General features: G+C 70.8%; 21 protein-coding genes. 10 read left to right on the top strand and 11 right to left on the bottom strand.

Going from position 1 to position 26,674, the window contains the following annotated elements; genetic code table 11:
• The first annotated feature begins 224 nt into the window (after positions 1-224).
• Positions 225-716 (top strand): hypothetical protein, encoded by a 492-nt coding sequence (locus tag I8N67_RS24205; protein WP_200305427.1) that lies wholly within the window; start codon positions 225-227, stop codon positions 714-716.
• Positions 717-810: 94 nt separating this feature from the next.
• Here the strand turns inward: I8N67_RS24205 and I8N67_RS24200 are convergent, their stop codons facing one another.
• The 3 genes from I8N67_RS24200 to I8N67_RS24190 all read right to left on the bottom strand — a co-directional run bounded on the left by I8N67_RS24200 (position 811) and on the right by I8N67_RS24190 (position 2,983).
• Entirely contained in the window at positions 811-1,317 is a 507-nt protein-coding gene (locus tag I8N67_RS24200) for a hypothetical protein (protein ID WP_200305425.1), read from the bottom strand.
• Between the two features lie 227 nt (positions 1,318-1,544).
• Positions 1,545-2,309 (bottom strand): bestrophin-like domain, encoded by a 765-nt coding sequence (locus I8N67_RS24195; RefSeq protein ID WP_200305423.1) that lies wholly within the window; start codon positions 2,307-2,309, stop codon positions 1,545-1,547.
• 32 nt (positions 2,310-2,341) lie between these two features.
• On the bottom strand, positions 2,342-2,983 hold the full coding sequence (locus tag I8N67_RS24190) for a hypothetical protein (RefSeq protein WP_200305486.1): 642 nt from the start codon (positions 2,981-2,983) through the stop codon (positions 2,342-2,344).
• A gap of 274 nt (positions 2,984-3,257) precedes the next feature.
• On the opposite strand from I8N67_RS24190, the gene I8N67_RS24185 reads away from it, so the two are divergent.
• The 3 genes from I8N67_RS24185 to I8N67_RS24175 all read left to right on the top strand — a co-directional run bounded on the left by I8N67_RS24185 (position 3,258) and on the right by I8N67_RS24175 (position 7,570).
• Positions 3,258-4,244, top strand: a complete 987-nt coding sequence (locus I8N67_RS24185) for an SCO0930 family lipoprotein (protein ID WP_200305421.1) — start codon at positions 3,258-3,260, stop codon at positions 4,242-4,244.
• Between the two features lie 372 nt (positions 4,245-4,616).
• Entirely contained in the window at positions 4,617-5,429 is an 813-nt protein-coding gene (locus I8N67_RS24180; RefSeq protein WP_200305419.1) for an SAM-dependent methyltransferase, read from the top strand.
• Entirely contained in the window at positions 5,426-7,570 is a 2,145-nt protein-coding gene (locus I8N67_RS24175; protein WP_200305417.1) for a putative bifunctional diguanylate cyclase/phosphodiesterase, read from the top strand. The genes I8N67_RS24180 and I8N67_RS24175 overlap by 4 nt, the downstream gene beginning before the upstream one ends.
• Positions 7,571-7,630: 60 nt before the next feature.
• Here the strand turns inward: I8N67_RS24175 and I8N67_RS24170 are convergent, their stop codons facing one another.
• On the bottom strand, positions 7,631-8,515 hold the full coding sequence (locus tag I8N67_RS24170; RefSeq protein WP_200305415.1) for a LysR family transcriptional regulator: 885 nt from the start codon (positions 8,513-8,515) through the stop codon (positions 7,631-7,633).
• 156 nt (positions 8,516-8,671) lie between these two features.
• Between I8N67_RS24170 and I8N67_RS24165 the strand changes: the two genes are divergently transcribed.
• The 5 genes from I8N67_RS24165 to I8N67_RS24145 all read left to right on the top strand — a co-directional run bounded on the left by I8N67_RS24165 (position 8,672) and on the right by I8N67_RS24145 (position 14,078).
• Positions 8,672-9,343 carry a succinate dehydrogenase gene (locus I8N67_RS24165; RefSeq protein ID WP_200305413.1) on the top strand — a complete coding sequence of 224 codons (672 nt, stop codon included), beginning with the start codon at positions 8,672-8,674 and terminating at the stop codon, positions 9,341-9,343.
• Position 9,344: 1 nt separating this feature from the next.
• The gene (locus I8N67_RS24160; RefSeq protein WP_200305411.1) at positions 9,345-11,294 is read left to right on the top strand and encodes a fumarate reductase/succinate dehydrogenase flavoprotein subunit; all 1,950 of its coding nucleotides are present in this window, start codon (positions 9,345-9,347) and stop codon (positions 11,292-11,294) included.
• The gene (locus I8N67_RS24155; RefSeq protein WP_200305409.1) at positions 11,291-12,040 is read left to right on the top strand and encodes a succinate dehydrogenase/fumarate reductase iron-sulfur subunit; all 750 of its coding nucleotides are present in this window, start codon (positions 11,291-11,293) and stop codon (positions 12,038-12,040) included. The genes I8N67_RS24160 and I8N67_RS24155 overlap by 4 nt, the downstream gene beginning before the upstream one ends.
• Positions 12,041-12,364: 324 nt before the next feature.
• The gene (locus I8N67_RS24150) at positions 12,365-13,138 is read left to right on the top strand and encodes a GNAT family N-acetyltransferase (RefSeq protein WP_200305407.1); all 774 of its coding nucleotides are present in this window, start codon (positions 12,365-12,367) and stop codon (positions 13,136-13,138) included.
• A gap of 4 nt (positions 13,139-13,142) precedes the next feature.
• Positions 13,143-14,078, top strand: a complete 936-nt coding sequence (locus I8N67_RS24145) for a lysophospholipid acyltransferase family protein (protein WP_200305405.1) — start codon at positions 13,143-13,145, stop codon at positions 14,076-14,078.
• A gap of 104 nt (positions 14,079-14,182) precedes the next feature.
• Here I8N67_RS24145 and I8N67_RS24140 read toward each other — a convergent pair whose 3' ends face one another.
• The 7 genes from I8N67_RS24140 to I8N67_RS24110 form a co-directional block, all read right to left on the bottom strand.
• Positions 14,183-14,413: a hypothetical protein gene (locus tag I8N67_RS24140; protein WP_200305403.1), complete on the bottom strand. Its 231-nt coding sequence runs from the start codon at positions 14,411-14,413 to the stop codon at positions 14,183-14,185.
• 12 nt (positions 14,414-14,425) lie between these two features.
• On the bottom strand, positions 14,426-19,666 hold the full coding sequence (locus I8N67_RS24135) for a family 43 glycosylhydrolase (RefSeq protein WP_200305401.1): 5,241 nt from the start codon (positions 19,664-19,666) through the stop codon (positions 14,426-14,428).
• A gap of 247 nt (positions 19,667-19,913) precedes the next feature.
• Positions 19,914-20,876 (bottom strand): GNAT family N-acetyltransferase, encoded by a 963-nt coding sequence (locus I8N67_RS24130; protein WP_200305399.1) that lies wholly within the window; start codon positions 20,874-20,876, stop codon positions 19,914-19,916.
• 68 nt (positions 20,877-20,944) lie between these two features.
• On the bottom strand, positions 20,945-22,657 hold the full coding sequence (locus I8N67_RS24125; protein WP_200305397.1) for a SulP family inorganic anion transporter: 1,713 nt from the start codon (positions 22,655-22,657) through the stop codon (positions 20,945-20,947).
• A 347-nt stretch (positions 22,658-23,004) separates the two neighbouring features.
• Positions 23,005-23,730 carry an FAD:protein FMN transferase gene (locus I8N67_RS24120; protein WP_200305395.1) on the bottom strand — a complete coding sequence of 242 codons (726 nt, stop codon included), beginning with the start codon at positions 23,728-23,730 and terminating at the stop codon, positions 23,005-23,007.
• Positions 23,731-23,734: 4 nt separating this feature from the next.
• On the bottom strand, positions 23,735-24,463 hold the full coding sequence (locus I8N67_RS24115) for an FMN-binding protein (protein WP_200305393.1): 729 nt from the start codon (positions 24,461-24,463) through the stop codon (positions 23,735-23,737).
• A 26-nt stretch (positions 24,464-24,489) separates the two neighbouring features.
• The gene (locus tag I8N67_RS24110; RefSeq protein WP_307835347.1) at positions 24,490-25,836 is read right to left on the bottom strand and encodes a ferredoxin reductase family protein; all 1,347 of its coding nucleotides are present in this window, start codon (positions 25,834-25,836) and stop codon (positions 24,490-24,492) included.
• Between the two features lie 148 nt (positions 25,837-25,984).
• Between I8N67_RS24110 and I8N67_RS24105 the strand changes: the two genes are divergently transcribed.
• Positions 25,985-26,674 carry a response regulator transcription factor gene (locus I8N67_RS24105; protein WP_307835346.1) on the top strand — a complete coding sequence of 230 codons (690 nt, stop codon included), beginning with the start codon at positions 25,985-25,987 and terminating at the stop codon, positions 26,672-26,674.

The raw sequence follows: 26,674 nt of genomic DNA, 5'->3' as shown, positions 1-26,674 counted from the left end.
AGCGGAGTTCTGCGCCATCCGAGTTGCCACCCACAGGAATTTTCTGACGGTCCGTGACCTGCGGCGATATCCGATCATGCGGAGATATCCCGGCGTGTCCGCTCACCAGGACGGACCATCGCCGAAATGCGGCCCTGTGCGGGGCATCTGAGGGTCTTCCTGGGAGGCGCTTTCTCGCCGATCGACCGGGGACGGTTCCCGGGGCGTCTTCCGCGGAGGATCACATGCGTACTACTCGTGCCCTGGCGGCCTCGGCCGCCGCGGTCGCCCTGGTCGGCCTCGCCGCGCCGACGGCCGCCGCCTGGGACCAACCCAACTCGGTCACGGCCGCCCCGAGCGTCATCGCCCGTGGCGGCCAACTCGTCCTCACCGTCAGCGGTGGTGACGCGTGCACGATGACCGGCAGCACGATCAGCTCGAACGCTTTTCCCACCACCAACCTCAAATCCATGGGCGGCAGGACCGCCACGGCCACGGTGCGGGTCAACTCCAACGCCAGCCCCGGCTCGTACAGCGTCACCACCAGCTGTGAGGGCCGGCGCAAGACGTTCAACGACGTCTTCACCGTCATCGGCGGCGTCCGCGGCGGTATCGGCGGCAGCAGCTCCAGCGGGGCCACGCCGACCGACATCGCGATCGGCGGCGGCCTGGTGACGGCCGCGGTCGTCGGCGGTGGCGTGTTCTGGATGCGCCGCCGCTCCGAGAACAAGATCTGAGCCCGTTTGGCAGCGCACGCCGTACAGCCCTTCGCCCCGGACCCTCTCAGGTACCGGGGCGAAGGGCTGTACGGCGTGCGCTGCCGTGGTGCCGTCAGCTGTGGCCGCCGTCCTCGGGGCGGCGGCGCGACCAGTGCCATGCCGCGCCCAGCGAACCCGCGATGAGGACGGCACCGAGGCCGATCTCCTGGAGGTCGAGGCCGGCGACGGTGCCGCCGGCCCCGGCGCGGGCGCCCCGGGTGGGCTGGTGGGCCGGCCGGCCGGTGGCGATGGTGAGGTCGGTCTGGCCGCTCTCGTTGCCGCACTGGAACGTCACCTCGTGCACCGCGCCGGGTTTGGCGTCCCAGTCGACGGTGGCCGTGGCCGACGACTGCCCCTTCGGGATGGTGACGGTGTCGAAGACGCCCGAGGAGACGGTCGCCTTGTCGTTGCAGCTGTCGACGCGCAGGGTGACCTGCCCGCCGGCGGCGACGGTCGAGGGCAGCACACCGAAGCCGAACGACGTGATGTCGCCGGCCGGTGCCGCCTGCGCGGCCGGAGCGGTGAAGGAGAGGGCGGTCACGCCCAGCAGAACGGCCGAAGCGACGCGTATCGCGCGCATGGTGAGCCTCCGGGTCCCCGAGGAGCTTGCTGCGGACCGTTTCCGCCTGCACCTGAAATGCACCTCGATGACCGAAACGCTAGGAAGGCGCGCCCGGTGGCGCGATCGCAGTCGCGCGAATGGGGCAAGCGTGTGCTCCGCACAGGGGACCCTCATGCGTACGGCCGGGGGACAGGTGCGGCGCGGCACCCGTCCCCCGGCCGTACGACCGGGCCTTTGAGGGACCGTCACCCGCCCGCGTTCGGGAACAGCGCCAGGAACGGATCGGCCGTGGCCGACAGGCCCCGGCTGTAGGGCGCGTCGAAGTCCCAGACGAGGAACAGCAGGAAGGCGATGAGGGCGGAGAACAGACCGGCGAGGATCAGCTCACGCGGCGTACGCCGGATCTGCAGGGCGAACACCATGCCGACGGTCACGACGGCACCGATGATCAGGCCGAACCACACCACCCCGGGCATCGTCTCGCCGGTGGAGTCGGCGCGGCTGCCGCGTGCCGCGTCGGCCACGGCCACCTGGTCGACCAGCGGCTGGTAGGTCTGCGCCTCGAAGTCGCTGCGCGGCCGGTAGTCGGTGACGTCCGCGCGGACGGTGTCGAGCAGCTCGGTGCCGCGCTCGGTCACCTCACCCTTCTCGGACATGACCTTCCACTCGGTGGACACGACATGGTCGACGTACGCGTCGATGTCGTCGCGGATCCGGTCGCGCACGTCCTTGGGATAGACCCGTACCCGTTCGCTGATCTCGTGCAGGGCCTGTGCCTCGGTCTGGACCTGGTCCTGGGCGGCGCTGCGCGCCTCCCAGACACCGGCGATGGCCAGGCCCAGGACGATGGCGTACACCACGCCGATCATCATGGTGATGTACTCGATGACGTCCGGGGTCTCGGACGGGTCCTCGTCCGCGGGCGCGGCGTGATGCCGTACTACGGCCACGATGAGGACGACGAGACAGGCCGCCCCCATCGCGAGGGTGAGAACAAGCCATTCCGACAAGAGGTTCCTCCAGGGATCAGCGGATCAGCGGATCAGCGCGGGCGCAGGGCGGCGGCGGCGAACACCGCGGGCACGGTGACGAGCAGGGTGAGCGAGACGAGTGACGGCCCGGAGCGCTTGGTCTGGGAGCGGGCCGGGGGCCGGTACGGCGGGTAGTTCACCGGTGTCGGCGAGACCTCCGGACGCGCGCTCGGCTTGGGCTTCGGTTCCGGTTTCGGCGAGGGAGTCGGGCTGGGGGCGGGCGGGGGCGCCTTGATGACAGGCGGCGGAGGTGGAGGCGGCGGAGGCGGTGCGGGCCGCGGCGGTGGGGTGGGAGTCGGCGTGGGCGTGGGGTCCGGGGTCGGAGCGGGTGGTGGTGGTGGCTTCGGCGTCGGTGTCGGCTTGGGCGGGGGAGTCGGGGTGGGCGTCGGCTCCGGCGGGCACGACGGGGTGGGCGTGGGGCTGGGTGTCGGCGTCGGGGTGGGAGTCGGCGTGGGCGTCGTAGCCGGCTCGCAGGAGTCGGTGCCCCCGATCGCCACGGCGACCGCGCCGCCGCCGTCCGGGCCGACCGAGGCGTACGCGCAGGCGTCGGCGACGGCCGCGCCGCTCGGCGCTCCGGTGAGGAGCCAGGTCAGTGCGAGCAGGGCCGACAGCCGCAGGGCGAGAGCGGATCGCGTCCGCTGGGGTCCTTGCACGTCGAAGAATGATCCGTGCTCGCGCGCCCGCGTAGGCCCGGGCGCGTACGGATTGCTCCAAAGGAGCGAAAAACGGGCCCCGAAGGTTTGACCTCGGATGCTGGATGCTGACCCCTCTTTCGATACCTCCGCAGGCCGCGCCACGAACGGCGTCACAGACTTCGGAAAGAAATTCCCGCCACGTTGAACACATCGGCCACCCCTTCCCGTACTTAGGGCCAGCGAGCGGCGCAGTAGGGCGCTGCAACACCCACCGGAATCACGGGGAGTTGGAATGAAGACCTCCTGGCGGAGCGCCTCACTCGTAGCGGCAGCTGCGGCTGTGCTGGCGTTGACGACTGCGTGCGGTCAGGAACAGGGGTCGACGTCCTCGCAGAACGTGGGCGCCGCTTCCACCCCGACGCTGGGCGCGGGCACCATCGCCGGTGCCGGCGCGGCCGGTTCCAGCGCGCAGGACCAGGCGCAGTCGACCACGGCGGCCTCCGCGGGCCAGCTGACGGTGTGGAACAGCGACGAGTACGGCAAGGTCCTCACGGACAGCGCCGGACGCACCCTGTACCGCTTCGACAAGGACTCGTTCGAGCCGCCGAAGACGACCTGTGAGGGCGAGTGCGCCACCACCTGGCCGCCGGTGCCCGCCTCGGGCGCCACCGCCGCCGACGGCGTGGACAAGGCGCTGCTCGGTGAGGTCTCCCGCCCCGACGGCACCAAGCAGCTGACGGTCGGCGGCTGGCCCATGTACTACTTCGCCAAGGACACCAAGGCCGGTGACATCCAGGGCCAGGGCCTCAAGGGCACCTGGTTCGCGTCGGCCCCCAACGGCAAGAAGGCCTCCACCAAGGGCGGAGCCGCCGGTGACACGGGCGACGCGGGCGACACCGGTGGCGAGGCGGCCGAGCAGGTCGGCCTGACCACCCGCAAGGACGCCAAGCTCGGCGAGATCGTCGTCGACAAGAACGGCATGACGGTCTACCGGTTCCTCAAGGACACCCAGTGGCCGATGTCCACCGCGTGCACCGGCGCCTGCCTCGACAAGTGGCCCGTCGTCGCCCCGGTCGACAAGAACGACACCGAGGGCATCCTGCTGAAGGGCTACACGGTCTTCGACCGGCCCGACAAGTTCAAGCAGCAGACCATCAACTGCATCCCGCTCTACACCTTCGCCAACGACAAGTCGCCCGGCGACACCAACGGCCAGGGCGTGGGCGGCACATGGTTCGCCATCAACGGCGACGGAGAGCCGATCGGCGCGCCGGAATAAGGATCACTCTCCCCAAGCACCACATCGGCGCGGCCGATCCCGGTCCGCCCCCTCCGCACCGCACGGAGGGGGCGGACCGCTTGGCGTGCCCGGACGCGGAGGCACGCACAGCGAGCGGTGACGGGGACGGGACGGGGACCGGGCGGGAACGAGGGCGAGGACGAGAGCGAGGACGGGGCGGCGAAGGCGGGACTTCGGCAATGTCCCGACCCGAACAGGCATGGCTGGGGCGGCGGTTGGGCATGTGCCATCGGCAGCGGACTTGAACGGACGGTCAATTTCCGTTTTCGCTCGCTCCGTCGGCGGACGATCAGTACCCTCTGCTCGAACACCGGATCGCCTACGCCACCCCCGACGCGTTGGAGAACACAGATGGAGCGTCCCGCCTGGGCTCCGCGGAGCATCGACATCTCGATGCCGTCCGTGGCCCGGATGTACGACTACTACCTGGGCGGTTCGCACAACTTCGAGGTCGACCGGGAGGCGGCCCGCCGGGCCATGGAGTTCGTGCCGGGGCTGCCCAAGATCATGCAGGCGAACCGGGCGTTCATGCGCCGGGCCGTGCGGTACGCGGCCGACTCGGGCATCACCCAGTTCCTGGACATCGGATCCGGGATCCCCACCTTCGGAAACGTGCACGACGTCGCCCAGGCCGCCAGCCCCGGCGCACGGGTCGTGTACGTCGACCACGACCCCGTCGCCGTAGCACACAGCCAGGCCGTTCTGGAGGGCAACGACGACGCGGATGTGGTCGCGGCCGACCTCCGCAAGCCCCAGGACATCCTCGCGAGCCCCCGTGTCGAGCGACTGATCGACCTGAACCGGCCGGTCGCCCTGCTCCTGGTTGCCATACTGCACTTCGTGGAGGACAGGGACGACCCGTACGGAGCGGTGGCCGAGCTGCGCGACGCGCTCGCGCCCGGCAGCGTGCTCGTCGTCTCGCACGCCTGCTACGAGGGAATTCCGCTTCCCCAGGAGCGGGCCGAAGGCGCGGTGGACGTGTACAAGGACATTCGCAATCCGCTGATCATGCGCTCTCGGGACGAGATCGCGCGGTTCTTCGAGGGGTACGACATGGTGGAACCCGGACTGGTGCCGATGGCGAAGTGGCGGCCCGACACGGCTCCCGAGGACGAGGATCCGTACGCCTTCGCGCAGTTCGCCGGTGTGGGGACCACGGCATGAGGGCGGAGCAGGACGGGCCGGAGGACAGACTCCGCCGGTTCGCGACGATCTGGAGCCGCGCGGTCTTCCCCGCCACCTCCACGTCGCTGACCCGGCCCGAGTTCGAGGAACGGCTCCTGCCGCTGGCCCGCAGGCTCAGCGAGGCACTGCGGGCCCGGACGTACGACGCCGAGGAGGGCAAGGCCGTCGGTGCCGCCCTCGTCGAGGCGCACTGCACCGAGCCCGAGGCGCTCAGCCAGACCCTGGACTGCGTCGACGCCTACCTGGTGCTCTACTGCGGCGGCGACAGACTCCAGGAGGATCTGCGGGCCCGCGCCGCGCGGCTGCAGTCCGCGATGGCCGCCGGATACGCCGAGGCGCTGCGGCAGCGGACGCTGGCCGAGCAGGAGGCGATCGCCCGCGCGGCGCTGGAGGCCCAGGGCGCGGTCGCCCGGGCGCTGCACGCGACCGAGGCCCGCTTCCGCGCGGTGTTCGAGGGCGCCGCCATAGGCATCGGCATCGCCGACCTCGAAGGCAACATCCTCCAGGTGAACGGCGCCCTGCTGCGCATGTTCGGCGTCACCGAGCGCGTGATGCGCGGGCGAGGCGTCCCCGAGTGGACGCACCCCGACGACGCGCCCCAGGTCTGGCGCCTGTACGAGGAACTGGTACGCGGGGAGCGCGAGCACTACCACACCGAAAAGGCGTTCTCCCGGCCTGACGGAACGGTCCTGTGGACCAATCTGACGGTGTCGCTGTTGCGGGACGCGGACGGCAACCCCCAGTACCAGCTGGCGCTCATGGAGGACACCACCGAGCGCCGCCTGCTCAACCTCCGCCTCCGCTACGAGGCCACCCACGACGCGCTCACCGGGCTGCCCAACCGCACCCTCTTCTTCGAGCGCCTGGAGAAGGCCCTCGCGGCGGGCGACGGCCAGCGCTTCGGCCTGTGCTACCTCGACCTCGACGGCTTCAAGACCATCAACGACAGCCTCGGGCACGCGGCGGGCGACCGTCTCCTCGTCGAGGTCGCCGACCGGCTGCAGTCCTGCGCGACCGCGCCCGGCGAGATGGTCGCCCGGCTCGGCGGCGACGAGTTCGTGGCGCTGACCACGGGCACCGACACCGAACGCGAGGTCGACGACCTCGCCGACCGCATCATGAACGCCCTCGTCACCCCGGTCCGTATCGACGGCCGTGAACTGCTGGTCCGCGGCAGCATCGGCATCGTCGAGGGCCCGGCGGGCGAGCGCGGTCCGGCGGAGGTGCTGCGCAGCGCCGACATCACGATGTACCGGGCCAAGTCGGCCGGCGGCAACCGCTACGAGATGGCCGACGCCGAGGCCGACGCCCGCGCCATCACCCGGCACGGACTCACCAACGCCCTGCCCGCCGCCCTCGACCGGGGCGAGTTCTTCATCGAGTACCAGCCGCTGGTCCACCTCGGCGACGGCACCGTGCGCGGCGCCGAGGCGCTGGTCCGCTGGCTGCATCCGCAGCACGGTGTCATCGGCCCCGACCGGTTCATCCCGCTCGCCGAGCACACCGGGCTGATCGTCCCGCTCGGCCGCTGGGTCCTGGAGCAGTCGGTGCGCCAGGCCCGCGAGTGGCAGGAACGACACGGCGGTACCGGAGCGGCCGGCCCGCTGCGCGTCAACGTCAACCTGTCCCCGTGCCAGCTCACCCATCCCGGGCTGGTCCAGGACACGGTGGACATCCTGGAGCGCGCCGGCCTCGAACCGGACGCCCTCTGCCTGGAGGTCACCGAGTCCGCGCTGATCGGCGCCGACGACGACCTGCTCAAACCCCTGCGCAGACTCTCCGAGATGGGCATCGACATCGCCCTCGACGACTTCGGCACCGGCTACTCCAACCTCGCCAATCTGCGCCGCCTGCCGGTCCGTGTCCTGAAGCTGGACCGGTCCTTCACCCAGAGCATGCAGCAGTTCCCCGCCGACCCCGTCGACCTGAAGATCGTCGAGGGGATCGTCTCCCTCGCCCACGGCCTCGACCTCGCGGTCACCGTCGAGGGCGTCGAAACCGGCGCCCAGGCCGAGCAGTTGAGGATACTGGGCTGCGACACGGCCCAGGGCTGGTACTACGCCCGCCCGGGCCCGCCCGAGCGGCTGCACGAACTGGCGTTGGTGGACGCGACGGGCTGAGCGGCCGCTGGAGCCGAGGGGAACGCCTGACACCGGGGCAGCCACCGGTCGCGGCGCTCCTCACCGCTCCAACAGCATCCGCTGCAACTCGCGAGCCGCCCGCGGCGGAGCCACATCGCTGCGGTGTGCCAGGGCGATGGTCCGGTGCAGGCCGGGGCGGGCCAGAGGGGTCACGCGCAGGCCGCGGCCGGAGCGGGTGGCGACCATGCGGGGGACGACGGCGACGCCCAGGCCGGCGCGGACGAAGCCGAGGACCGCGTCCATCTCGCCGCCCTCCACCGCGAAGTCCGGCTCGAACCCCGCGGAGCGGCACGCGGCGACGGTGAGTTCGCGCAGGTCGTAGCCGTGGCGGAACATGACCATGCGTTCGCCCTCCAGGTCCGGGACACGGACGGTGCGGCGGCCGTTGCCTGGCCTGGGCTCGTCCGGGGAGGAGACCACCACCAGGTCCTCGCGCAGCAGCTCCACCGTGGTGAGGGCGGGGGAGGGGGTCGGCAGGGGCAGGACGACCAGGGCGAGGTCGAGGGCGCCGCGGGCCAGCTGGCGTACGAGGTCGTGGGAGCCGCCCTCCTCGATCAGCAGCCGGATGCCCGGGTACCGGTCGTGGAAGGCGCGCAGTACGTCGGGGAGCAGACCGGTGCACAGGCTCGGGGTCGCGCCGAGCCGGACCCGGCCCCGGCGCAGCTGCACCAGCTCCTGCACCTCCTGCCGGGCCGTGTCCGTGTCGGCGAGGATGCGGCGGGCCAGCGGCAGCAGGGCCTCACCGGCGTCGGTGAGCGTGATGTTGCCGCGCGCCCGGAGGAAGAGGTCCGCCCCCAACTCGCGTTCCAGCGCCTTGATCTGCTGGGAGAGGGACGGCTGCGCGACATGGACCACCTCGGCCGCCCGGGTGAAATGCCGGGTCTCGGCGACCGCCACGAAGTACTGGAGCTGCTGGAACTGCACCCCTCCACGATACGGGACGATAGGCGACGGCTATGGAATCGAGCCGTTTCATGTCTTGGACCGATGGGGTCGCGCGGCCCTAGCGTCAGTCCCATGGCTCTGGCAACGCGGACGGAACGAGCGAAACAGGCGGAACGGGCGGAACGAAAACCGTCCATGCCGCGCACGGTGTGGGACAGCACCCTCGGCAAGAAGACGGTCATGGCCGTCAGCGGTCTGATCATGCTGGCGTACCTGGTCGTCCACATGCTGGGCAACCTCAAGATCTTCTTCGGCTCGGACGAGTTCAACGGCTACGCGCACTGGCTGCGCACCCTCGGCGAGCCCTTCCTGCACTACGAGTGGGCCCTGTGGATCACCCGCGTGGCGCTAGTCGTCGCGGTCGTCGCCCACGCCACGGCCGCCTACCAGCTGAGCCGCCGCGACCTGAGGGCCCGGCCCGCCAAGTACGTGCACAAGAAGCGCCGGGCGAGCTACGCGACCCGCACCATGCGGTGGGGCGGCGTCATCCTCGGCCTGTTCATCGTCTGGCACATCCTCGACCTGACGACCGGCACCCTCCACCCGGGCGGCTTCCAGTCCGGCCACCCGTACCAGAACGTCATCGACACCTTCTCCACCTGGTACGGCAACGTCGTCTACCTGGTCGCGGTGCTCGCGCTCGGCCTGCACATCCGGCACGGCTTCTGGAGCGCCGCGCAGACCCTCGGCGCCGGCAGCCGCACCCGCGACCGCGCACTGAAGACCACCGCGAACCTCCTCGCGCTGGTGCTGACCGTGGGTTTCGTCTCCGTACCCGTCGCCGTCATGACCGGAGTGGTGAGCTGACATGTCTACGTACGCGGACTACGTGACCGGGGAACCGGTCGTCGACGGCAAGGCGCCCGAAGGGCCGATCGGCGAGCGCTGGGACACCCGCCGCTTCGAGGCCAAGCTCGTCAACCCCGCCAACCGCCGCAAGCACACCGTCATCGTCGTCGGCACGGGCCTCGCCGGCGGCTCGGCCGGCGCCACCCTCGCCGAACAGGGCTACCACGTCGTCCAGTTCTGCTACCAGGACTCCCCGCGCCGCGCCCACTCGATCGCCGCGCAGGGCGGCATCAACGCCGCGAAGAACTACCGCAACGACGGCGACTCCGTGCACCGGCTGTTCTACGACACCGTCAAGGGCGGCGACTTCCGGGCCCGTGAGTCCAACGTCCACCGGCTCGCGCAGATCTCCGTCGAGATCATCGACCAGTGCGTCGCCCAGGGCGTGCCCTTCGCCCGGGAGTACGGCGGTCTGCTCGACACCCGCTCCTTCGGCGGCGTACAGGTCTCGCGGACGTTCTACGCCCGTGGCCAGACGGGCCAGCAGCTTCTGCTCGGCGCGTACCAGGCACTGTCCCGGCAGATCGCCGCCGGGAACGTGGAGATGCGTCCGCGGACCGAGATGCTCGACCTGATCGTGATCGACGGGCGGGCCCGGGGGATCGTGGCGCGGGATCTGATCACCGGTCGCATCGACACCTACTTCGCCGACGCCGTGGTGCTGGCGAGCGGTGGCTACGGCAATGTCTTCTACCTCTCGACCAACGCCATGAACTCCAACGCGACCGCCGTGTGGCGGGCGCACCGGCGGGGCGCGCTGTTCGCCAATCCGTGCTTCACCCAGATCCACCCCACCTGCATTCCGCGCACCGGCGAACACCAGTCGAAGCTCACGCTGATGAGCGAGTCGCTGCGCAACGACGGGCGGATCTGGGTGCCCGAGGCCAAGGGCGACACCCGCCCGGCCGACCGGATCCCCGAGGACGAGCGCGACTACTACCTGGAGCGGATCTACCCCTCCTTCGGCAACCTCGTGCCCCGCGACATCGCCTCCCGCGCCGCGAAGAACGTCTGCGACGAGGGGCGGGGCGTCGGTCCCGGCGGGCAGGGTGTCTACCTGGACTTCGCCGACGCGATCGCACGGATGGGGCGGAAGGCCGTCGAGGCCAAGTACGGCAACCTCTTCGACATGTACCAGCGGATCACCGACGAGGATCCGTACGAGGTGCCCATGCGGATATACCCGGCCGTGCACTACACGATGGGCGGACTCTGGGTCGACTACGACCTCCAGACCACCGTCCCGGGCCTGTTCGCGATCGGCGAGGCCAACTTCTCCGACCACGGGGCCAACCGGCTCGGCGCGTCGGCGCTGATGCAGGGCCTCGCGGACGGGTACTTCGTACTGCCGGCGACGATCAACGACTACCTCGCCCGGCACCCGCGGCAGGGCGACACAGGCCGCCAACACCCCGTCGTCCAGGAGGTCCTGGCCGAGACAGAGGACCGGCTGAACCTGCTGCTCGCCGTCGACGGCGACCGCACGCCCGACTCCTTCCACCGCGAAGTCGGCGAGTTGATGTGGGAGTTCTGCGGCATGGCGCGCACGGACAGCGGACTGCGCAAGGCCCTGGAGCGGATCCCGCAGATCCGTGAGGAGTTCTGGCGGCGGATCAAGGTCCCGGGCACGGGTGAGGAGTTCAACCAGTCCCTGGAGAAGGCCAACCGCGTCGTCGACTACCTCGAACTCGCCGAGCTGATGTGCCTCGACGCGCTGCACCGCGCCGAGTCCTGCGGCGGCCACTTCCGCGAGGAGTCCCAGACGCCGGACGGCGAGGCGGAGCGCCGCGACGAGGAGTTCACGTACGCCGCCGCCTGGGAGTTCACGGGCACCGGCACGGCCCCCGTCCTGCACAGGGAAGACCTGGTCTTCGAGTACGTCCACCCCACCCAGCGGAGCTACGCATGAAGCTCACCCTGCGCGTCTGGCGGCAGCGGGCCGCCGACGCCGACGGCGCCATGTCCACGTACGACGTCGACGGCATCTCGCCCGACATGTCCTTCCTGGAGATGCTCGACACGCTCAACGAGGAACTCATCCTGCGCGGTGAGGACCCGGTGGCCTTCGACCACGACTGCCGCGAGGGGATCTGCGGGGCCTGCTCGCTGGTCATCAACGGCGACGCGCACGGGCCGGAGCGGACCACGACGTGTCAGCTGCACATGCGGTCCTTCGCGGACGGCGACACGATCGATGTCGAACCGTGGCGGGCGTCGGCGTTCCCGGTGATCAAGGACCTGGTGGTGGACCGGTCGGCGTTCGACCGGATCATCCAGGCCGGCGGGTACATCACGGCGCCGACGGGGGCCGCGCCGGAGGCGCACGCGACGGCCGTGCCGAAGCCGGACGCCGACTTCGCGTTCGAGCACGCGGAGTGCATCGGATGCGGGGCATGTGTGGCCGCGTGTCCGAACGGGGCGGCGATGCTGTTCACCTCGGCCAAGATCAACCATCTGAACGTGCTGCCACAGGGGGCGCCCGAGCGGGAGACGCGGGTGCTGGACATGGTGGAGCGGATGGACGACGAGGGGTTCGGGGGGTGCACGCTGGCCGGGGAGTGCGCCACGGCCTGCCCCAAGGGGATTCCGCTGGTGTCGATCACGAGCATGAACAAGGAGTGGCTCCGGGCTGCCCGGAAAGCCGGTAAGCGGTAGCGCCGTAGGGGGACCGCCGTCTTCGGGGCCCGGGTCGCAGTCACCTCATGAACGTTCGCCGAAACGTGCGGACGGGCGGGCCGGGAGTGGTGCTCATCCCCGGCCCCGTCTGGAATTTCGGGACGAAACCCGCACGTGGCTCGGGGGTCGCGCACCGGCCAGACACCGGTCACCGGGAGCGTTCCGTTCAACAAGCCCACATCCCGGCTCCCGCCACCGGACACGCGTCGGCCAGACGGCATCGGAAGAACAGGTACGCGCAGGCCGCACCGACCGGCCTGTTCTTCCGCTCAGGCCGAACCGGCCCGTGACCTGGAGTGAGCCATGACCGCCGTATCCGCTCTGGACACCCCTCCCCTGTCAGCGGCCCCCACCCGCTACACCGTCACCCTCGCCCGCGACGAGGCCGATGTCCGTGCCGCCCAGCGGCTGCGCCACGACGTGTTCGCCGGAGAGATGGGCGCCCTGCCGGCCGGCCCGCGGCCGGGGCTCGACGTCGACGCGTTCGACGCGTACTGCGACCACCTGCTCGTCCGGGACACGGTGACCGGACAGGTCGTGGGCACCTACCGGCTGCTGCCGCCCGAGCGGGCCGCCGTCGCCGGGCGGCTGTACTCGGAGAGCGAGTTCGACCTCACCCGGATCGACGCCATCCGGCCTGGCCTCGTCGAGGTCGGCCGCTCCTGCGTCCACCCCGGCCACCGCGACGGCGCGGTCATCGGCCTCATCTGGGCCGCCATCGCCCGCTACATGCTCGACCGCGGCCACGAGTGGCTGGCCGGCTGCTGCTCGATCCCGCTCGCCGACGGCGGCGCCCTCGCCTCCGCGTCCTGGGACCGGGTGCGGGCCAAGCACCTGGCGCCGGAGGAGTACCGGGTACGGCCGCTGCTGCCCTGGATCCCGAGGAGCGAGGCCCCGGCGGGCCGTACGGAGCTGCCGCCGCTGCTCCGCGGCTATCTGCGGCTCGGCGCCTGGGTCTGCGGTGAGCCCGCGCACGACCCGGACTTCGGGGTCGCCGACCTGTATGTGCTGCTGTCGATGCGCCGGGTCAACCCCTGCTACCTGCGGCACTTCCTCTCCCTCGTACCGGCCGCGTGACCCGGTGAGCGTCTGGCTGCCCAGCGCGCCCTGCAGCGTTCAGGTGTGCGTGGACGCGAGAGACTCCGGCGTCGCCGCGGTCAAGGCCGCCGCGCGGTTCGCGGCGGTCGTGGCCCTGGTCCTCGCCGGGGTCCTGGTGAGCCAGGCCGGCCTGCGGGTGCCGGCCGGGATCGTACGGGGCTGGTGCCGGTGGACCGTGCGGGCCTCGGGGGTACGGGTACGGATCTCCGGCGCCGCCCCCTCCACCGGCGGGCTGCTCCTCGTCGCCAACCACGTCTCCTGGCTGGACATACCGCTGCTCGGCGCGGTGCGTCCGGCGCGGATGCTCGCCAAGTCCGACATCCGCCGGTGGCCGGTGGCGGGCGCCCTCGTCGCGCGCGGCGGGGTGCTGTTCATCGAGCGGGACCGGATCCGGGCGCTGCCCGAGACGGTCGCGCGGATCGCCGAGGCCCTGCGCGGCGGTGCGGCCGTCGTCGCCTTCCCCGAGGGGAGCACCTGGTGCGGCCGTGCGCAGGGCCCCTTCCGGCGGGCCGTGTTCCAGGCCGCGCTCGACGCGGGCGTGCCCGTGCAGCCGGTGCGCGTCCGCTACCGGTTCGCCGAGGGCGGGGCGAGCACCACGCCCGCCTACGTCGGGGACGACTCGCTGCTCGCGTCGGTGTGGCGGGTGGTGTCGGCACGCGGAGTGCTCGCCGAGGCCGAGGTGCGGCCCGTCATCGGCCCGGGCGGCCACCCCGACCGGCGGGCCCTGGCGGCGGCCGCACAGACGGCCGTGACCGACATGGACGCCGTCGTCCCGCACCTGTGGGGAGAGCACGGCAGCTCCTGGCCGGACCGGGGGCTTGCGGCGGGAGACCACCCCCGGCCGACGGCCGGGGCTCAGCTGCGGCCGCCCGCCACGGGCGACCGGCCGAGGTCCGCGATCCCGGCCAGCCTCGTGTAGGAGTCCAGCAGTGCCTCGCGGTCGTGGGTGGTGGTCGTGACCAGGATTTCCTGGGCGGACCGGGGGCTTGCGGCGGGAGACCACCACCGGCCGACGGCCGGGGCTCAGCTGCGGCCGCCCGCCACGGGCGACCGGCCGAGGTCCGCGATCCCGGCCAGCCTCGTGTAGGAGTCCAGCAGTGCCTCGCGGTCGTGGGTTTCGCGGCCCGCGAACCGGGGGGCCGACCAGGGCGCGCCGATGCCGCCCAACGCGCCGAGCCGCGCCCGGGATCGACCCGGGCGCGGCTCGGCGGAATGTGCCGTGAAGGACTCGCTGTCACATACGGCCGCTGTCACATACGGCCGCTGTCACTTACGGCCGATGGTGATCCCCTTCGTCTTCGCGGCGGTGGCGTTCTGGTAGACGACCTTGCCGGTGGACTTCTTCCAGATCTTGATCTTGAAGGTGTCCGGGTTGTCGGTGGCGGTGACGCGGAAGGCGTAGCCGCTCTTGCCGTTGACGGTGCCGGAGCCCTGGTGGACGGCCTTGGAGCCGGTCACCACGAGCCAGTCGGAGCCGGTGGAACGGAACTTCAGCTTGCCGGGGCCGAAGTCGAAGGACGCCTTGCCCGTGAGGACGGTGGCCGCCTTCGCGTCCTTCTTCGACTTGCCGTACTTGGCGTTGAAGGAGAAGGACGCCTTGCCGGTGAGCTTGGGACCGGCGGGGAAGGCCCCGGCCGGGGAGGTGAAGCTGCCGGCGCCGGTGGCGGGGCCCGCCGCCGGGTCGTACACGATCAGCTCGGGGAGCGTGATGCTGTCCGAGGCGCCGTCGTCGTCGGTGACGGTGATCACCGGGCGGTAGACGCCGGCCTTGCGGTAGGTGTGCTCGGCCTTGCAGCCGGTGGCGGTGACCTTGCCGGCCGTCGGCTTGGTGCCGTCCTTCCAGTCGACCTGGCAGGTGTGCTTGTCGCGGGTGCCCGCGTCACTGAACCTGGCCGTGACCGCCGTGCTCCTGCCTACCGCCACCGGGGCCTTCGGCCCGGTCGCGGAGGTGATCTTCGGGGCCGCGTTGGTGACGGTCACGGTGGCCGAGTCGCTGCCGCGGCCGCCGGTCAGGGTCACCGTGTAGGTGCCGTTGTCGGTGCAGGTGAGGGTGGTCTTCGCCGACTTGGCGTCCGCGAAGGCGCAGGGCGCGTCCTTCTCGGCCGTCCACTTGGCGGTGCCGGCGCCCGAGATCGTGCCGTTCAGCTCGATCCTGGCGCCCTCCTTGCCGGTGGCGTCCGGGCCGGCCCGGACGATGGTGACCGGGTCGATGCTCTCCAGGGTGGGCACGACCTTCTTCAGCAGGCCGTCCGCGTCGAACTCCAGCTTGTCGATGGTCGTTTCGCGGTGGGTGCCGTCACCGCCCGGGATGGCGAAGCGGTGGTAGGCGATGTACCAGTCGTCGGTGTTCGGGACATGGACCACCGAGTGGTGGCCGGGGCCCTTGATACCCAGCGAGAGGTCCTTCTCCAGGATCACGCCCTGCTTGGTCCACGGACCGGTGGGCGAGGAGCCGGTGGCGTAGGCGACCCGGTAGTTCTCGTCACGTGTGTCGTTCTCCGACCACATGAAGTAGTAGGTGCCCTTGCGCTTGATGACGAAGGTGCCCTCGTTGTAGTTGCTCGGCGTCATGTCGGTGACCTTCGAGGCGTCGAAGGAGACCATGTCGTCGTTGAGCGGCACCACATAGGCGTGGCCGTTGCCCCAGTAGAGGTACGACTGGCCGTCGTCGTCCGTGAAGACCGCCGGGTCGATCATCTGGCCGCTGTACGTGCCCGCCTTGAGCAGCGGCTTGTCCAGGACGTCCTTGAACGGGCCGGTGGGCGAGTCGGAGACCGCGACACCGATGTTCGCGTCGGCGCAGAAGTAGAAGTAGTACTTGCCGTTCTTCTCCTCCATCGCCGGCGCCCAGGCCCTGCTGTCCGCCCAGGAGACGTCCGGACCCAGGTCCAGGATGACGCCGTGGTCCTTCCAGTTGACCAGGTCGGTCGAGGAGTACGCCTTGAACTGCGTGCCGCTCCAGCCCTCGAAGCCGTCGGTGGTCGGGTAGATGTAGAAGGTGTCGCCGAAGCGGACGATGTTCGGGTCGGCGTTGAGGCCGGGGAGCACCGGGCTCTTCAGTTCCCGCGCCGACACCGTCCAGGTGCGCTTCTTCCCGTCCGAGCCGGTCACCTCGTACGTCACCGGCTTGCTGAAGTCCTGGACGCTGCCCGAGGCGGGGCTGATCGCCGCGCCGTGGGCGAGGGTGAACTCCGGTGCCAGCTCGGTGAGATCCGTGCCCGGCTTCATCGGCAGCGTGATTTTGCTGTCGGCGTCGCCGATGATCGCGTCGGTCTTCAGCTCCGGGTGCGTCACCTTCGCGATGCCCGTGGTGTTGCCGCTGAGCTCCAGGACCTCGGCGGCCGTCAGGGCCCGGTTGTAGATCCGGAAGTCGTCGACCTCACCGCCGAAGTACGGGTCGGGGGAGTACATGGACCGGCCGATGTAGCCGCTGTAGTCCTTGTTCGCGTCGTACAGCTCGGACGGCTTGACGACCACGTCGGTCGCGCGGGACACCTCGATGCCGTCCACGTAGAGCACGGCCGTGCCGGCCCCGCCGTCGATGGTGACGGTGACGTGCTTCCACTCGCCGGCGGGGAGCCGAGCCCCCGACAGCTTCTTCTCCGCGCCCCAACTCGCCGCGGTGATGGCCGAGTAGAGCGAGGAGGAACCGTTCGACGGGCTGGCGAACAGGTACTTGTTGCTGTCCGGGCCGAGCCCGAAGAGCCACTGCCAGTTGTCGCCGCCCTTCCACTTCGCGTACGTGGAGACGGTGACGCTGTCGGCGTCCTTCAGCACGCCGTTCGGGATCTTGACGTACGGGGAGGTCGAGCCGCTGTCGCCGCCGGACATCTTGAACGAGCCGCCGTCGACGCCGGTCCCGAAGTCGGGCGTACGGACGTAGGTGCCGTGGTAGCCGTGGCCGCTGGAGTCACGGGCGATGCTGCCGCCGCTCTCGTCGAAGCCGTAGTGCAGGAGCAGGTCGGCCGGGACGTCCGGGCCCTGTGCCGAGACGGTGACCTCGGCGTTGACCTCGATCGCCGAGTCGCCGGGCAGGCTGCCCTTGACCGTGAAGGTGCCGGCCTGCGCGTACTTCGCCTCGTCCACGGCCGCCCAGGTGACGGCGACGGGCCGCTCGGCGCCGTCGGCGTACTCGGCGATGACGGTGGCGGGCAGGACCGGGGCGTCACCGATGCGCGTCTCGACCTTGACGTCCTCGACGCTCGTGACGGTCTGCTCCGGCTGGTAGGTCTTCAGCAGCCGGTCGTACTCGGCCTGGGTGACCGGGAGCACGGTGCCGTGCCGGGGCTTGGACGGCAGGTCGTAGTCGGTGGACGGGGTCCAGGTGCCGGACGCCAGGTCGGTCGTCTCGAAGGGGATGTAGCCGCGCCCGCCGAACTCGTCGAGGAACGCGTACCACTTCTCCTCGGTGTTCGACTTGAACACCAGCGGGCCCTCGGCGGCGTTCATCGCGCCCTTGCCGATGCCCTCGGCGACCGCGTCCCAGGAGAGGTTCCGCAGCGAGTCGCTCTTCTCCTCGAAGATGAACTTGCTGTTGGGGGTGTCGGAGGTGTTGTTCCGCTCGTCCTTGGAGAGGCGGAAGTAGGTGCCGTCGTGCTGGATCACCGTGGAGTCGATGACCGAGTAGCCGCGGTCGACCCAGACCTTGGGCTCGCTGAAGGTGTAGAAGTCGCGGGTGGTCGCGTACATCATGCGGTTGTACGTGCTGCCGGAGTGGTCGGCGTTGTCGTACAGCTTCGACGCCCAGAAGACCACGTACTCGCCGAGTTGCTCGTCGTAGTACGCCTCCGGGGCCCAGGTGTTGCCCGCCGAGTCGGGGGAGACCTTGACCAGGCGCTGGTTCGTCCAGTTCACCAGGTCGGTGGACTCCCAGACCATGATGGACTTGCTGCCGGTGCGCTGGGAGGCGTCCCAGTCGCCGTTGCCGTAGATCCTGAGGTCGGTGGCGATCTGGTAGAACTTGTCGCCCTCGGGGGAGCGGATGATGAACGGGTCGCGCAGGCCCTTCTCGCCCAGCGTGGACGTCAGGACCGGCTTGCCGTCGTTCAACTCCCGCCACTTCAGCGGGTCGTTGCCCTTGCTGAGAGCCGCGTAGAGCTGCTCGCCGTCCGAGGTGCCCTCGCCGGTGAAGTAGCTGAACATATAGCCCTTGAGGGCCTGCTTCGCGGGCAGCTCGGGCACCTTGGCGGTGAAGTCGCGGGTGGTCTTCGCGTCGCCCTTGGTGACCGTCGCGGTCAGCTCGACCGTGGTGGCGCCGTCACCGTGCGCGGGACGCTTGACGACGCCCTCGGCGGAGACGACGTCCGGCTCGGAGGACGACCAGGCGACCTTCGTGCCGAAGGAGCCGTCGGTGGGGAGCGTGAGGTTGCCGCGGACGTCGTCGAGGTTGTGGACGCTCAGCGCCTCGGCGGCCTGCTCGGTCGCGGCCTTGTCGTCGAAGGCCGGGAGCACCGTGACCTCGAAGGTCTTGGTGTCGCTCACGGAACCCTTCTTCAGGGTCGCCGTCAGCGTGGCGTGACCGTCCGGCTCACCGGCGGCGGGGCGGGTCACCGCGCCGGAGTCCGCGACCACCTCGGTGTTGTCGCTCTTCCAGCTGATGGACGAGCCGCCGGCCGTGCCGGTCTTCGGCAGCTCCAGGTCGGCGCTCACCCCGCTGGTGTCACCCAGGCTCAGGGCCGCCTTGTCGTCGGCGACGCCCTGCTCGGCCACGGGGAGCGAGAGCTGCTCGATCTCGGAACCGGCGAGCGCGCGGTCGTACACCCGGAAGTCGCGGATGCTGCCCTTGAACAGCTTGTCGCCCGAGTAGACCGACTTGCCTATGTAGTTGGCGGTCGTCGTGCCGGAGCCGATCGCGCCCGGCGTGGTGGTGACGGAGGTGTTGCGGCCGACCTCCACGCCGTCCTCGTACAGCACCGCCGTGTTGCCGGTCTGCGTGTACGTGAGCTGCTTCCACACCCCGCGGGTGAGGTTGTGGGAGTCGGACGGCTTGGTCGTCTGCTCGGTCGACCAGTTGCCGGTCGCGATCGACGCCCGGTAGGAGTTGCCGGTGGTGAAGAGATACCCGTTGCCGTTGCCGCCGCTGGTGTTGCCGAAGCCGTAGATGAAGTACGGGGTGGTCTGGGCGGAGTCGATCAGTACGTCCATCGAGACGCTGATCGAGGCCATGCCCTTCATGACGTCGTTCGGCACCTTGACGTAGGTGTCGGAGCCGTTGAAGGCGAGCCCCCGGCCCTCGGCGCCCGACCAGCCGGCGGTGCCGCTCACCGTGCCGTCCCGGCCGTTGCCGGAGGCGTCGGCGACGGTGGTGCCGGAGGTGGCGTCGAGCTTGTACCAGAGGGCCAGGCCGTCGGTGATGTCGGCGCTCGCGGCGGTGTCCGCGTCGTCCGCCGCGATGGCGGGCGCGGCGGGGCCGGCGAGGCCCAGGAGCAGTGACGCGGCGGTCAGTCCGACGAGCGAACGACCCGCCCGGCGTCTCGCGCGGCCGCGCAGACGTGCGATGTACGTCATGTCGAGTATCCCTGCTGAGAGCACGGCTGAAGTAAGGGTGAGGAAGACAGGAGGCAGCCGGCCGAACGGGCGGGGGACCCTCGCCCTGGGTGTCCCGCTGTTTCGACCTTGTGACGTCGTGTTGCGAGAGTGTCAATCGACGCGTGGTGGGGCGTCAAGAGGTTTCGAACAATGTCCGACGGGTCGAACGGATTGCCGCTCCCTCTGCTGCTCTTCCTCTGCCGCTCTTCTCTACTGCTCGATTTGTCTACTTGTCCACAGGGCGGACCAGCTCCCAGGTGGCGACCGCGAAGTCCAGCTTCATGCCATGGCGTTCGTAGAGGGAGAGGGCGCCGGTGCTGTTGTCGGTGTCCACGCCGAGGCCGATGCGGTCGCGGCCGAGGGACGCGTAGTGGCCGAAGGTGTGGCGGAGCAGCAGACTGCCGAGCCCTCGGCCGCGGGCCTCGCGCAGGACGCCGATGCCGGCGATCCAGGCCATGCCGGTGCGGTCGTTGCGGGAACGGAGGGCCGCCGCGTCCCCGAGACCGTCGACACGCACGAGCCAGACCAGCGACCAGTCGACGGTCTCGGCGTCGATGTCGTCCAGCCACTGCTCGTACGTACGCGGCTGGAAGTCGAAGTGGTCGGCGAAGGCGGCCTGGAGGAGGGCGTGGGCCTGTCGGCGGTCCGGCTCGGTGGCGCAGGGGCGCAGGGTGACACCGGGCGGGGGCGTCGGGAGCGGCTCGGTGGGGGAGACGGAGCGGTCCATGACGTGGTAGCGGCGGACCGTGCGCCAGCCGCGTCCGCGCAGGGCGTCGAGGTCGGTCGTCGGCGCGATGTTGAGATGCAGGTGCACCACCGCCCGCTCCGCCCCGTTGGCGGCGGCCCGCTCCGCCGCGCGGGCCTCCATCAGGTCGAACAGGTGCAGTGCGCCGAGCGGTTGGCCGGGCAGCGCGTAGTGGTCCATGTCGATGCGCTCGCCGCCGGACTCGTCCCACATCAGCCCGTACCCGACCAGCCGATCCCCGTCGAACAGCAGCCAGGAGTCCCGCTCCAGGTCCGCCTCGGGATGCTTCAGGTCGGCCCGTACCTCGGCCACCTCGGTCTCGGCACGGCCGATCTCCAGCACGTCGATCTCGTTGAGCAGCGCGCACACCCTCTCCGCGTCGTCGAGCGTGGCCGGGCGCACGGTCAGTCCGGGCGGCAGGGCGGTGGGGTGCGGCGTCGTCATGGGGTCACTGTCCGGTGCGGGCGGCACGGCTCGCAACGGGATTTCCCGGCCGCGCCGCCCCTGCGGACTCACTGCTCGCGGCACCACCGCCGGTACGCCGCCACGGCCGTCGGCAGCGTCGGGAAGATCAGCTCGCTGTCGACGGACTCCGCGAGCCCGTAAGCCTCCAGCTCGTCGAGCAGATCCTGCTTCACCCGGGCGAGAGCGAAGACGATGCCGCGGTGGTCCAGTTCGCGGCGGAGTTCCTCCACCGCGTCCAGGGCGGTGATGTCGACCTCGACGTTGGCCTCGGCATTGAGGAGGAACCACCGTACGGGGCCCTCCTGTTCGTCCACCGCGGCCAGCGCCCGGCGGCGGAAGTCCTCCGCGTTGGCGAAGAAGAGCGGGGAGTCGTAGCGGTAGACGAGGAGCCCGGGGATCGTGCGGGCCTCGGGGTAGTCGTCGACGTCGTGCATGCCGGCCACACCCGGTACCAGTCCCTCCACGGCGTCGTGCGGACGGGCCACGCGGGTCAGCAGCTCGGCCACGGACAGGCCGACGGCGACCAGGACGCCGTACAGGATGCCCCAGGCGAGCACCCCGGCCAGACAGCCGACCGCGAGGAGCAGTTCGCGGCGGCGGAAGGCGGCCAGCCGCCGGAAGCCGGCCCCGTCGACCATCCGGACGGCGGCGTAGACCACGATCGCGCCCAGTACGGCCGCCGGGGTGCGGGTCAGCAGCGGGCCGAGGAAGAGCAGGACGGCGAGGACCACCACACCCGACACGAGCGTGTACGCCTGGCTGCGGGCGCCCGCCGAGGACGCGAGCGCGGTACGGCTGGCGCTGCTGCTGACCGGCATGCCGTGCAGCACCCCCGCGCCCAGGCTGGCGGCGCCCAGCGCCAGGAACTCCTGGTTCGGGTCGAACCCCGGGCCCTTGTCGTCCCGGTCGGCGAACGCCCGTGCGGTGAGGACGACATCCGTGTAGCTGACCAGCAGCACACCGAGGGCGGGCAGCATCAGGGACGGCAGCTCGGTCAGGTCCGGCACGGCGAAGCCCGGCAGGCCGGACGGGACCTCGCCGATCACGTCGATGCCGTACCGGCCGTCGAGGTCGAGGACGACCGCCGCCGTCGTACCGAGGACCACCGCGAGGAGCGGGCCGGGGAGGGTGCGGGAGAGCCGGGGCACGGTGAAGACGAACGCGATCGTGATCGCAGAGAAGACGACGGTGGCGGGGTGGGCGTCGCCGAGGTGCCGGACGAAGGACCACAGCTGCGGGAAGAAGTCCGAGCCGCTCGTCTCCACGCCGGCGAGTCTGGGCACCTGGTCGATGATCATCACGAGGGCCAGCCCCGCGAGATAGCCGATCAGGACCGGCCGGGACAGCAGATCGGCGACGAAGCCGAGCCGCACCGCCCGGGCCAGCAGACACAGCAGCCCGACGGCGATCGCGAGAACGGCCGCGAGCACGGCGTACCGCCGCGCGTCCCCCGCCGCGAGCGGCCCGATCACCGCCGCCGTCATCAGGGCGGCCGTCGACTCCGGGCCGATGGACAGCAGCCGGGAGGAGCCGAGCAGGGGATACAGCGCGAGCGAGGGAAGCATCGCCCAGAGACCTACCACCGGCGGCAGCCCCGCCACGACGGCGTACGCCATCACCTGCGGCACCAGATACGCCGCCACCGTCACACCCGCGACCAGATCCCCCCGCAGCCACGACCGGCGGTACCCCAGCAGCATCCCGAGCCCGGGAAGCAGCCGCCGCCACATCGGCGCACGCTCGCCCGAGACGTCGGCCATACGCCTCCCTTCACCCGGTGATCCATCCCAGGATCCACCGGGGGAGGGAGAACCGCGACGGGGTGGCCGCAGCGGGGCGGAGCCCCGTAAGGGGCGCGGGGAACTGCGCGATCAGCCACGCACGGCCGGTGGCCGCAGAACGAGGCGCACCCCCGTGCTGTCAGGCGTCCCGGGCTCCTTCAGGCGGCAGCCACGGGCGACCCCGTCGTAGGGAGAACCGCGACGGCGTGGGCGCAGCGGGGCGGAGCCCCGTAAGGGGCGCGGGGAACTGCGCGATCAGCCACGCACGGCCGGTGGCCGCAGAACGAGGCGCACTCACTCCCGAGCTGTTAGGCGTCCCGGGCCCCTCAGGCGGCAGCCACCCGCAACCCAGCCGTACGGAACACCCGCTGCTCCGCGTCCACGGCGAACACCTCGCAGCCCGCCCGGCCCGCGGCCCACGCGACCCCCTCCGCCCCCATCGCGAACGCCGCCGTGGCCGTCGCGTCGGCCTCCGTCAGGGACGGCGCCACGACCGTGAGGCTGAGCAGCCCGGTCGCGGGCCGCCCCGTACGGCCGTCGAGGATGTGATCGCCGCGCTCATAGCGCGCGGACGTCGCGACCGCCCCGTCCGTGATCTCCAGGACCGTACAGAGCCGGTCGGCCCGCTCCGGATGCCGCACCCCCACCCGCCACGGCCCGCCGGTGGCGGCCACGTCGCCACCGGCGTTGAGGCAGAGCTTCTTCGCGCCCCGGTCCGTCAGCAGCTCGGCGGCCCGCTGCACGGCCCAGCCCTTCACCATGGCGCACGGGTCGAGCCCGCGCCCCGGCAGCCGTACGTCGAACGCGCCGCCCGTCGCCACGCGGTACTCCTCGCACAGGTCGAGGACCTCGGTCAGCTCGGCGCTGAGCTCGTGCGGTGCGAGCTCCCCCCGGTCCAGCCGGGACACCTCGCTGTCGGCGCGGAACGGGCTGAACCGGGCGTCGACGGCGCGCAGCCAGTCGAACGCCGGTTCCGCGGCCGCGGCGGTCGCGTCCTCGTCCTCGACGACCAGCGAGATCGGGAACCCCATGATGTGTTCGACGCGACGCACCCGATCAGGCCTTCGCGTCGATCGCGGCCTGGAGGGACTCCCGGTAGCCGTCGCTGGTGATGGTCGCGCCGGAGACGGTGTCGATGTCGGCGCTCTGCGCCGCCAGGGTCTCCTTGATCAGCACCGGCACGGCGGCCTCGGTCTGCGGGTGGTTCGGCTGCTTCAGCATCTCTACGGCGGTGATCTTGTCGCCCTCGAAGGTCACCTGGACCTGGACGTCACCCTTGGAGGTGCCGACGGTCGACCCCGCGACGGTCTGACTCGCGCTCTCCTGCGACTTCGCCGAGTCCTCCGAAGCGGACGCGGAGGGCGAGGAGGTCGCGGAGGACGCCGACTCCTCGTTCTCGTCGATGGCCGCCTGGAGGGACTCCCGGTAGCCGTCGCTGGTGATGGTCGCGCCGGAGACGGTGTCGATGTCGGCGCTCTGCGCCGTCAGCGTCTCCTCGATCAGCACCGGCACCGCCGCCTCGGTCTGCGGATGGTCCGGCTGCTGGAGCATCTTGACGGCGGTGATCTTCTCGCCCTTGAAGGTCGCCTGGACCTGGACGGGACCCTTCTCGGTGTCGACCGTCGTGCCCGTGACCACGTTGGAGCCCGCCGCGGCGGACGCGGAGGCCGACGGGGCCGACTCGGCGGTCGTCGTCGTGGACGTAGTGGCGGTCGAGGGGGCGTAACGCCAGACGGGGACCAGCGCGGCGGCGCTGAGGACCAGGGCGGGTATGACTCGTTTCACTGTGCTTTCCTCGTGTCCCGTGTCTCTCAGCCGGCCAGGCTGAAGCGTTCGAAGTGGATCTGCGGCTTGGGCACGTCCAGCTCACGCAGGCTGCCGAGGACCGCGTTCATCATCGGCGGCGGCCCGCACAGGAACACGTCCCGGTCGGCGATGTCCGGCACCATCCGCAACAGCTCGCGCGGCGCCAGCTTGTCGGGGGTGACGGGGCCGGACACCAGGTGCAGCTCGGCGCCCTTGTCGAAGGCGAGCTGCTGGAGCTCGTTGTAGAGGACAGCGTCCTGGTTCGTGGCCACCCGGTAGATGACCACGGCGTGCCCCTCGATCTCCTCCAGCAGGGCGCGGATGGGGGTGACACCGACGCCGCCGGCGATGAGCACGGACTCCGGCCGGGTGCGGTGCATCGCGGTGAAAGCGCCGTACGGGCCCTCGGCGAACACACGCGTGCCGACCTTCACGTGCCGCAGGGCGGCGGAGCCGTCGCCGGCCGCCTTCGCGGTCAGCCGCAGCTGCTTGCCGTCGGGCGCGGCCGACAGCGAGAACGGGTTGGCCTGCCACCAGCGGTCCCGGGTCAGGAAGCGCCACAGGAAGAACTGGCCGGCCAGCGCGGGCATCCGGTCCAGGTCGCGGCCGCTCATGTAGATCGACACGACGTTGTCGGCCTCGGGGACGACGGCGGTGACGCGCAGCTGGTGGCGCCAGTTCCGCCACAGCGGGAGGACCAGCCGGCCGACGAACACGGAGGCCAGCGCCACGCCCCACAGCACGTACCAGTACGCCGTCGCGGTCTCCGAAGAGGCGAACGTGGTACCCGCCGCGACCTGGTGCGTGAAGGCCAGCACCACCGCGACGTAGGTGTACAGGTGGATGAAGTGCCAGGTCTCGTAGGCGAGCTTGCGCCGCGCGAAGCGGGCCGAGGCGACGCCGATCATGATGATGATCCCCAGCGCGACGATCGAGCGCAGCACGCCCTCGACGGTCTCGGCCAGGTCGATCAGCTGGTTCACCGGGTCCAGGTCCGCGGACTGGGCGTAGCCGAAGGTGATGAACACGGCGTGCGCCAGCAGCATCCACAGCACCGAGAAGCCGGTCCAGCGGTGCCAGGAGGTCAGGCGGTCCATGCCGATGCGCCGGTCGAACCACGGCAGCCGGGCCACCAGCAGCAGCTGGAAGGCCATGAGGAGCGCCCCGTACAGGCCGGTGAGGCGGCCCAGCACGATGAGGGCGTTCGAGGCGAAGCCCGCCTGGACGAAGAAGAAGGTCACCACGGCCACGTTCGCCGCGAGGACCGCGTACAGACCGGTGCGCGCGATCACCTTGGGACGCGCTCCCGAGCGGCTCACCGCTGTGGGGGGTTGTTGCTGGACGGTGGTCACGGGGAAAGCTCCTTGATCGGGTCCGGGGTACGAGCTTCTCCGGTGAGTGCTGTCGTTTTCCTGTCGGACAACTTTCAAGTCTTTATCGATCGGCGTCCCATCCGTGAGCGGCTATGGCGCGATGCGACCGGTAGCGCAGTATGAGCACGTGGAAAAAGTGCGACTTCTCGTTGTGGACGACGATCCGCCCATCGCTGACCTGGTGGCGACCGTCGCCCGCTACGAGGGCTGGGACGCGGTCACGGCCCACTCCGGTGAGGAGGCGTTGCGGCAGGCGGCCGAGTTCCGTCCCGACATCGTGGTCCTGGACCTGATGCTGCCCGGCGTCGACGGCTTCGGCGTGCTCGACCGGCTGCGCCAGTCCGGCACGATGGTGCCCGTGGTGTTCCTCACCGCCCGCGACGGCGTCGCCGACCGGGTCGCCGGCCTCACCCGGGGCGGCGACGACTACCTGGTCAAGCCCTTCGCGGTGGAGGAACTGATGGCCCGGCTGCGCACCGTGCTGCGCCGCAGCGCCGGGCCCACGTTCCAGCGGTCCGTGCTCCAGGTGTCGGACCTGACGATGGACGAGGACACCCGCGAGGTCCGCCGCGGCGGCAAGCTGCTCACCCTCACGCCCACCGAGTACGAGGTCCTGCGCTATCTGATGCGCAAGTCCCCGACCGTCCTCACCAAGGCACAGATCCTCGACCACGTCTGGGAGTACGGCTTCGGCGGCCGCTCCAACGTCGTCGAGCTGGTCGTCAGCCGGCTGCGCCGCAAACTGGAGGACACCGGCGAACCCCTCATCCACACCGTCCGCGGATTCGGCTATGTCCTGCGGCAGGCCACCGAGTGA

It is taken from the genome of Streptomyces adelaidensis, from assembly GCF_016598475.1.
Lineage (GTDB): Bacteria > Actinomycetota > Actinomycetes > Streptomycetales > Streptomycetaceae > Streptomyces > Streptomyces adelaidensis.
The sequence above is the reverse complement of the archived record's forward strand: the minus strand, read 5'-3'. Positions and strand labels throughout refer to the sequence as shown.

What these genes read in the sequence shown, in the direction of transcription:
- I8N67_RS24205 (WP_200305427.1), top strand. Translation starts at nt 225, where the DNA reads ATGCGTACTACTCGTGCCCTGGCGGCCTCGGCCGCCGCGGTCGCCCTG.
- I8N67_RS24200 (WP_200305425.1), bottom strand. Translation starts at nt 1,317, where the DNA reads ATGCGCGCGATACGCGTCGCTTCGGCCGTTCTGCTGGGCGTGACCGCC.
- I8N67_RS24185 (WP_200305421.1), top strand. Translation starts at nt 3,258, where the DNA reads ATGAAGACCTCCTGGCGGAGCGCCTCACTCGTAGCGGCAGCTGCGGCT.
- I8N67_RS24180 (WP_200305419.1), top strand. Translation starts at nt 4,617, where the DNA reads ATGGAGCGTCCCGCCTGGGCTCCGCGGAGCATCGACATCTCGATGCCG.
- I8N67_RS24175 (WP_200305417.1), top strand. Translation starts at nt 5,426, where the DNA reads ATGAGGGCGGAGCAGGACGGGCCGGAGGACAGACTCCGCCGGTTCGCG.
- I8N67_RS24165 (WP_200305413.1), top strand. Translation starts at nt 8,672, where the DNA reads ATGCCGCGCACGGTGTGGGACAGCACCCTCGGCAAGAAGACGGTCATG.
- I8N67_RS24160 (WP_200305411.1), top strand. Translation starts at nt 9,345, where the DNA reads ATGTCTACGTACGCGGACTACGTGACCGGGGAACCGGTCGTCGACGGC.
- I8N67_RS24155 (WP_200305409.1), top strand. Translation starts at nt 11,291, where the DNA reads ATGAAGCTCACCCTGCGCGTCTGGCGGCAGCGGGCCGCCGACGCCGAC.
- I8N67_RS24150 (WP_200305407.1), top strand. Translation starts at nt 12,365, where the DNA reads ATGACCGCCGTATCCGCTCTGGACACCCCTCCCCTGTCAGCGGCCCCC.
- I8N67_RS24135 (WP_200305401.1), bottom strand. Translation starts at nt 19,666, where the DNA reads ATGACGTACATCGCACGTCTGCGCGGCCGCGCGAGACGCCGGGCGGGT.
- I8N67_RS24130 (WP_200305399.1), bottom strand. Translation starts at nt 20,876, where the DNA reads ATGACGACGCCGCACCCCACCGCCCTGCCGCCCGGACTGACCGTGCGC.
- I8N67_RS24125 (WP_200305397.1), bottom strand. Translation starts at nt 22,657, where the DNA reads ATGGCCGACGTCTCGGGCGAGCGTGCGCCGATGTGGCGGCGGCTGCTT.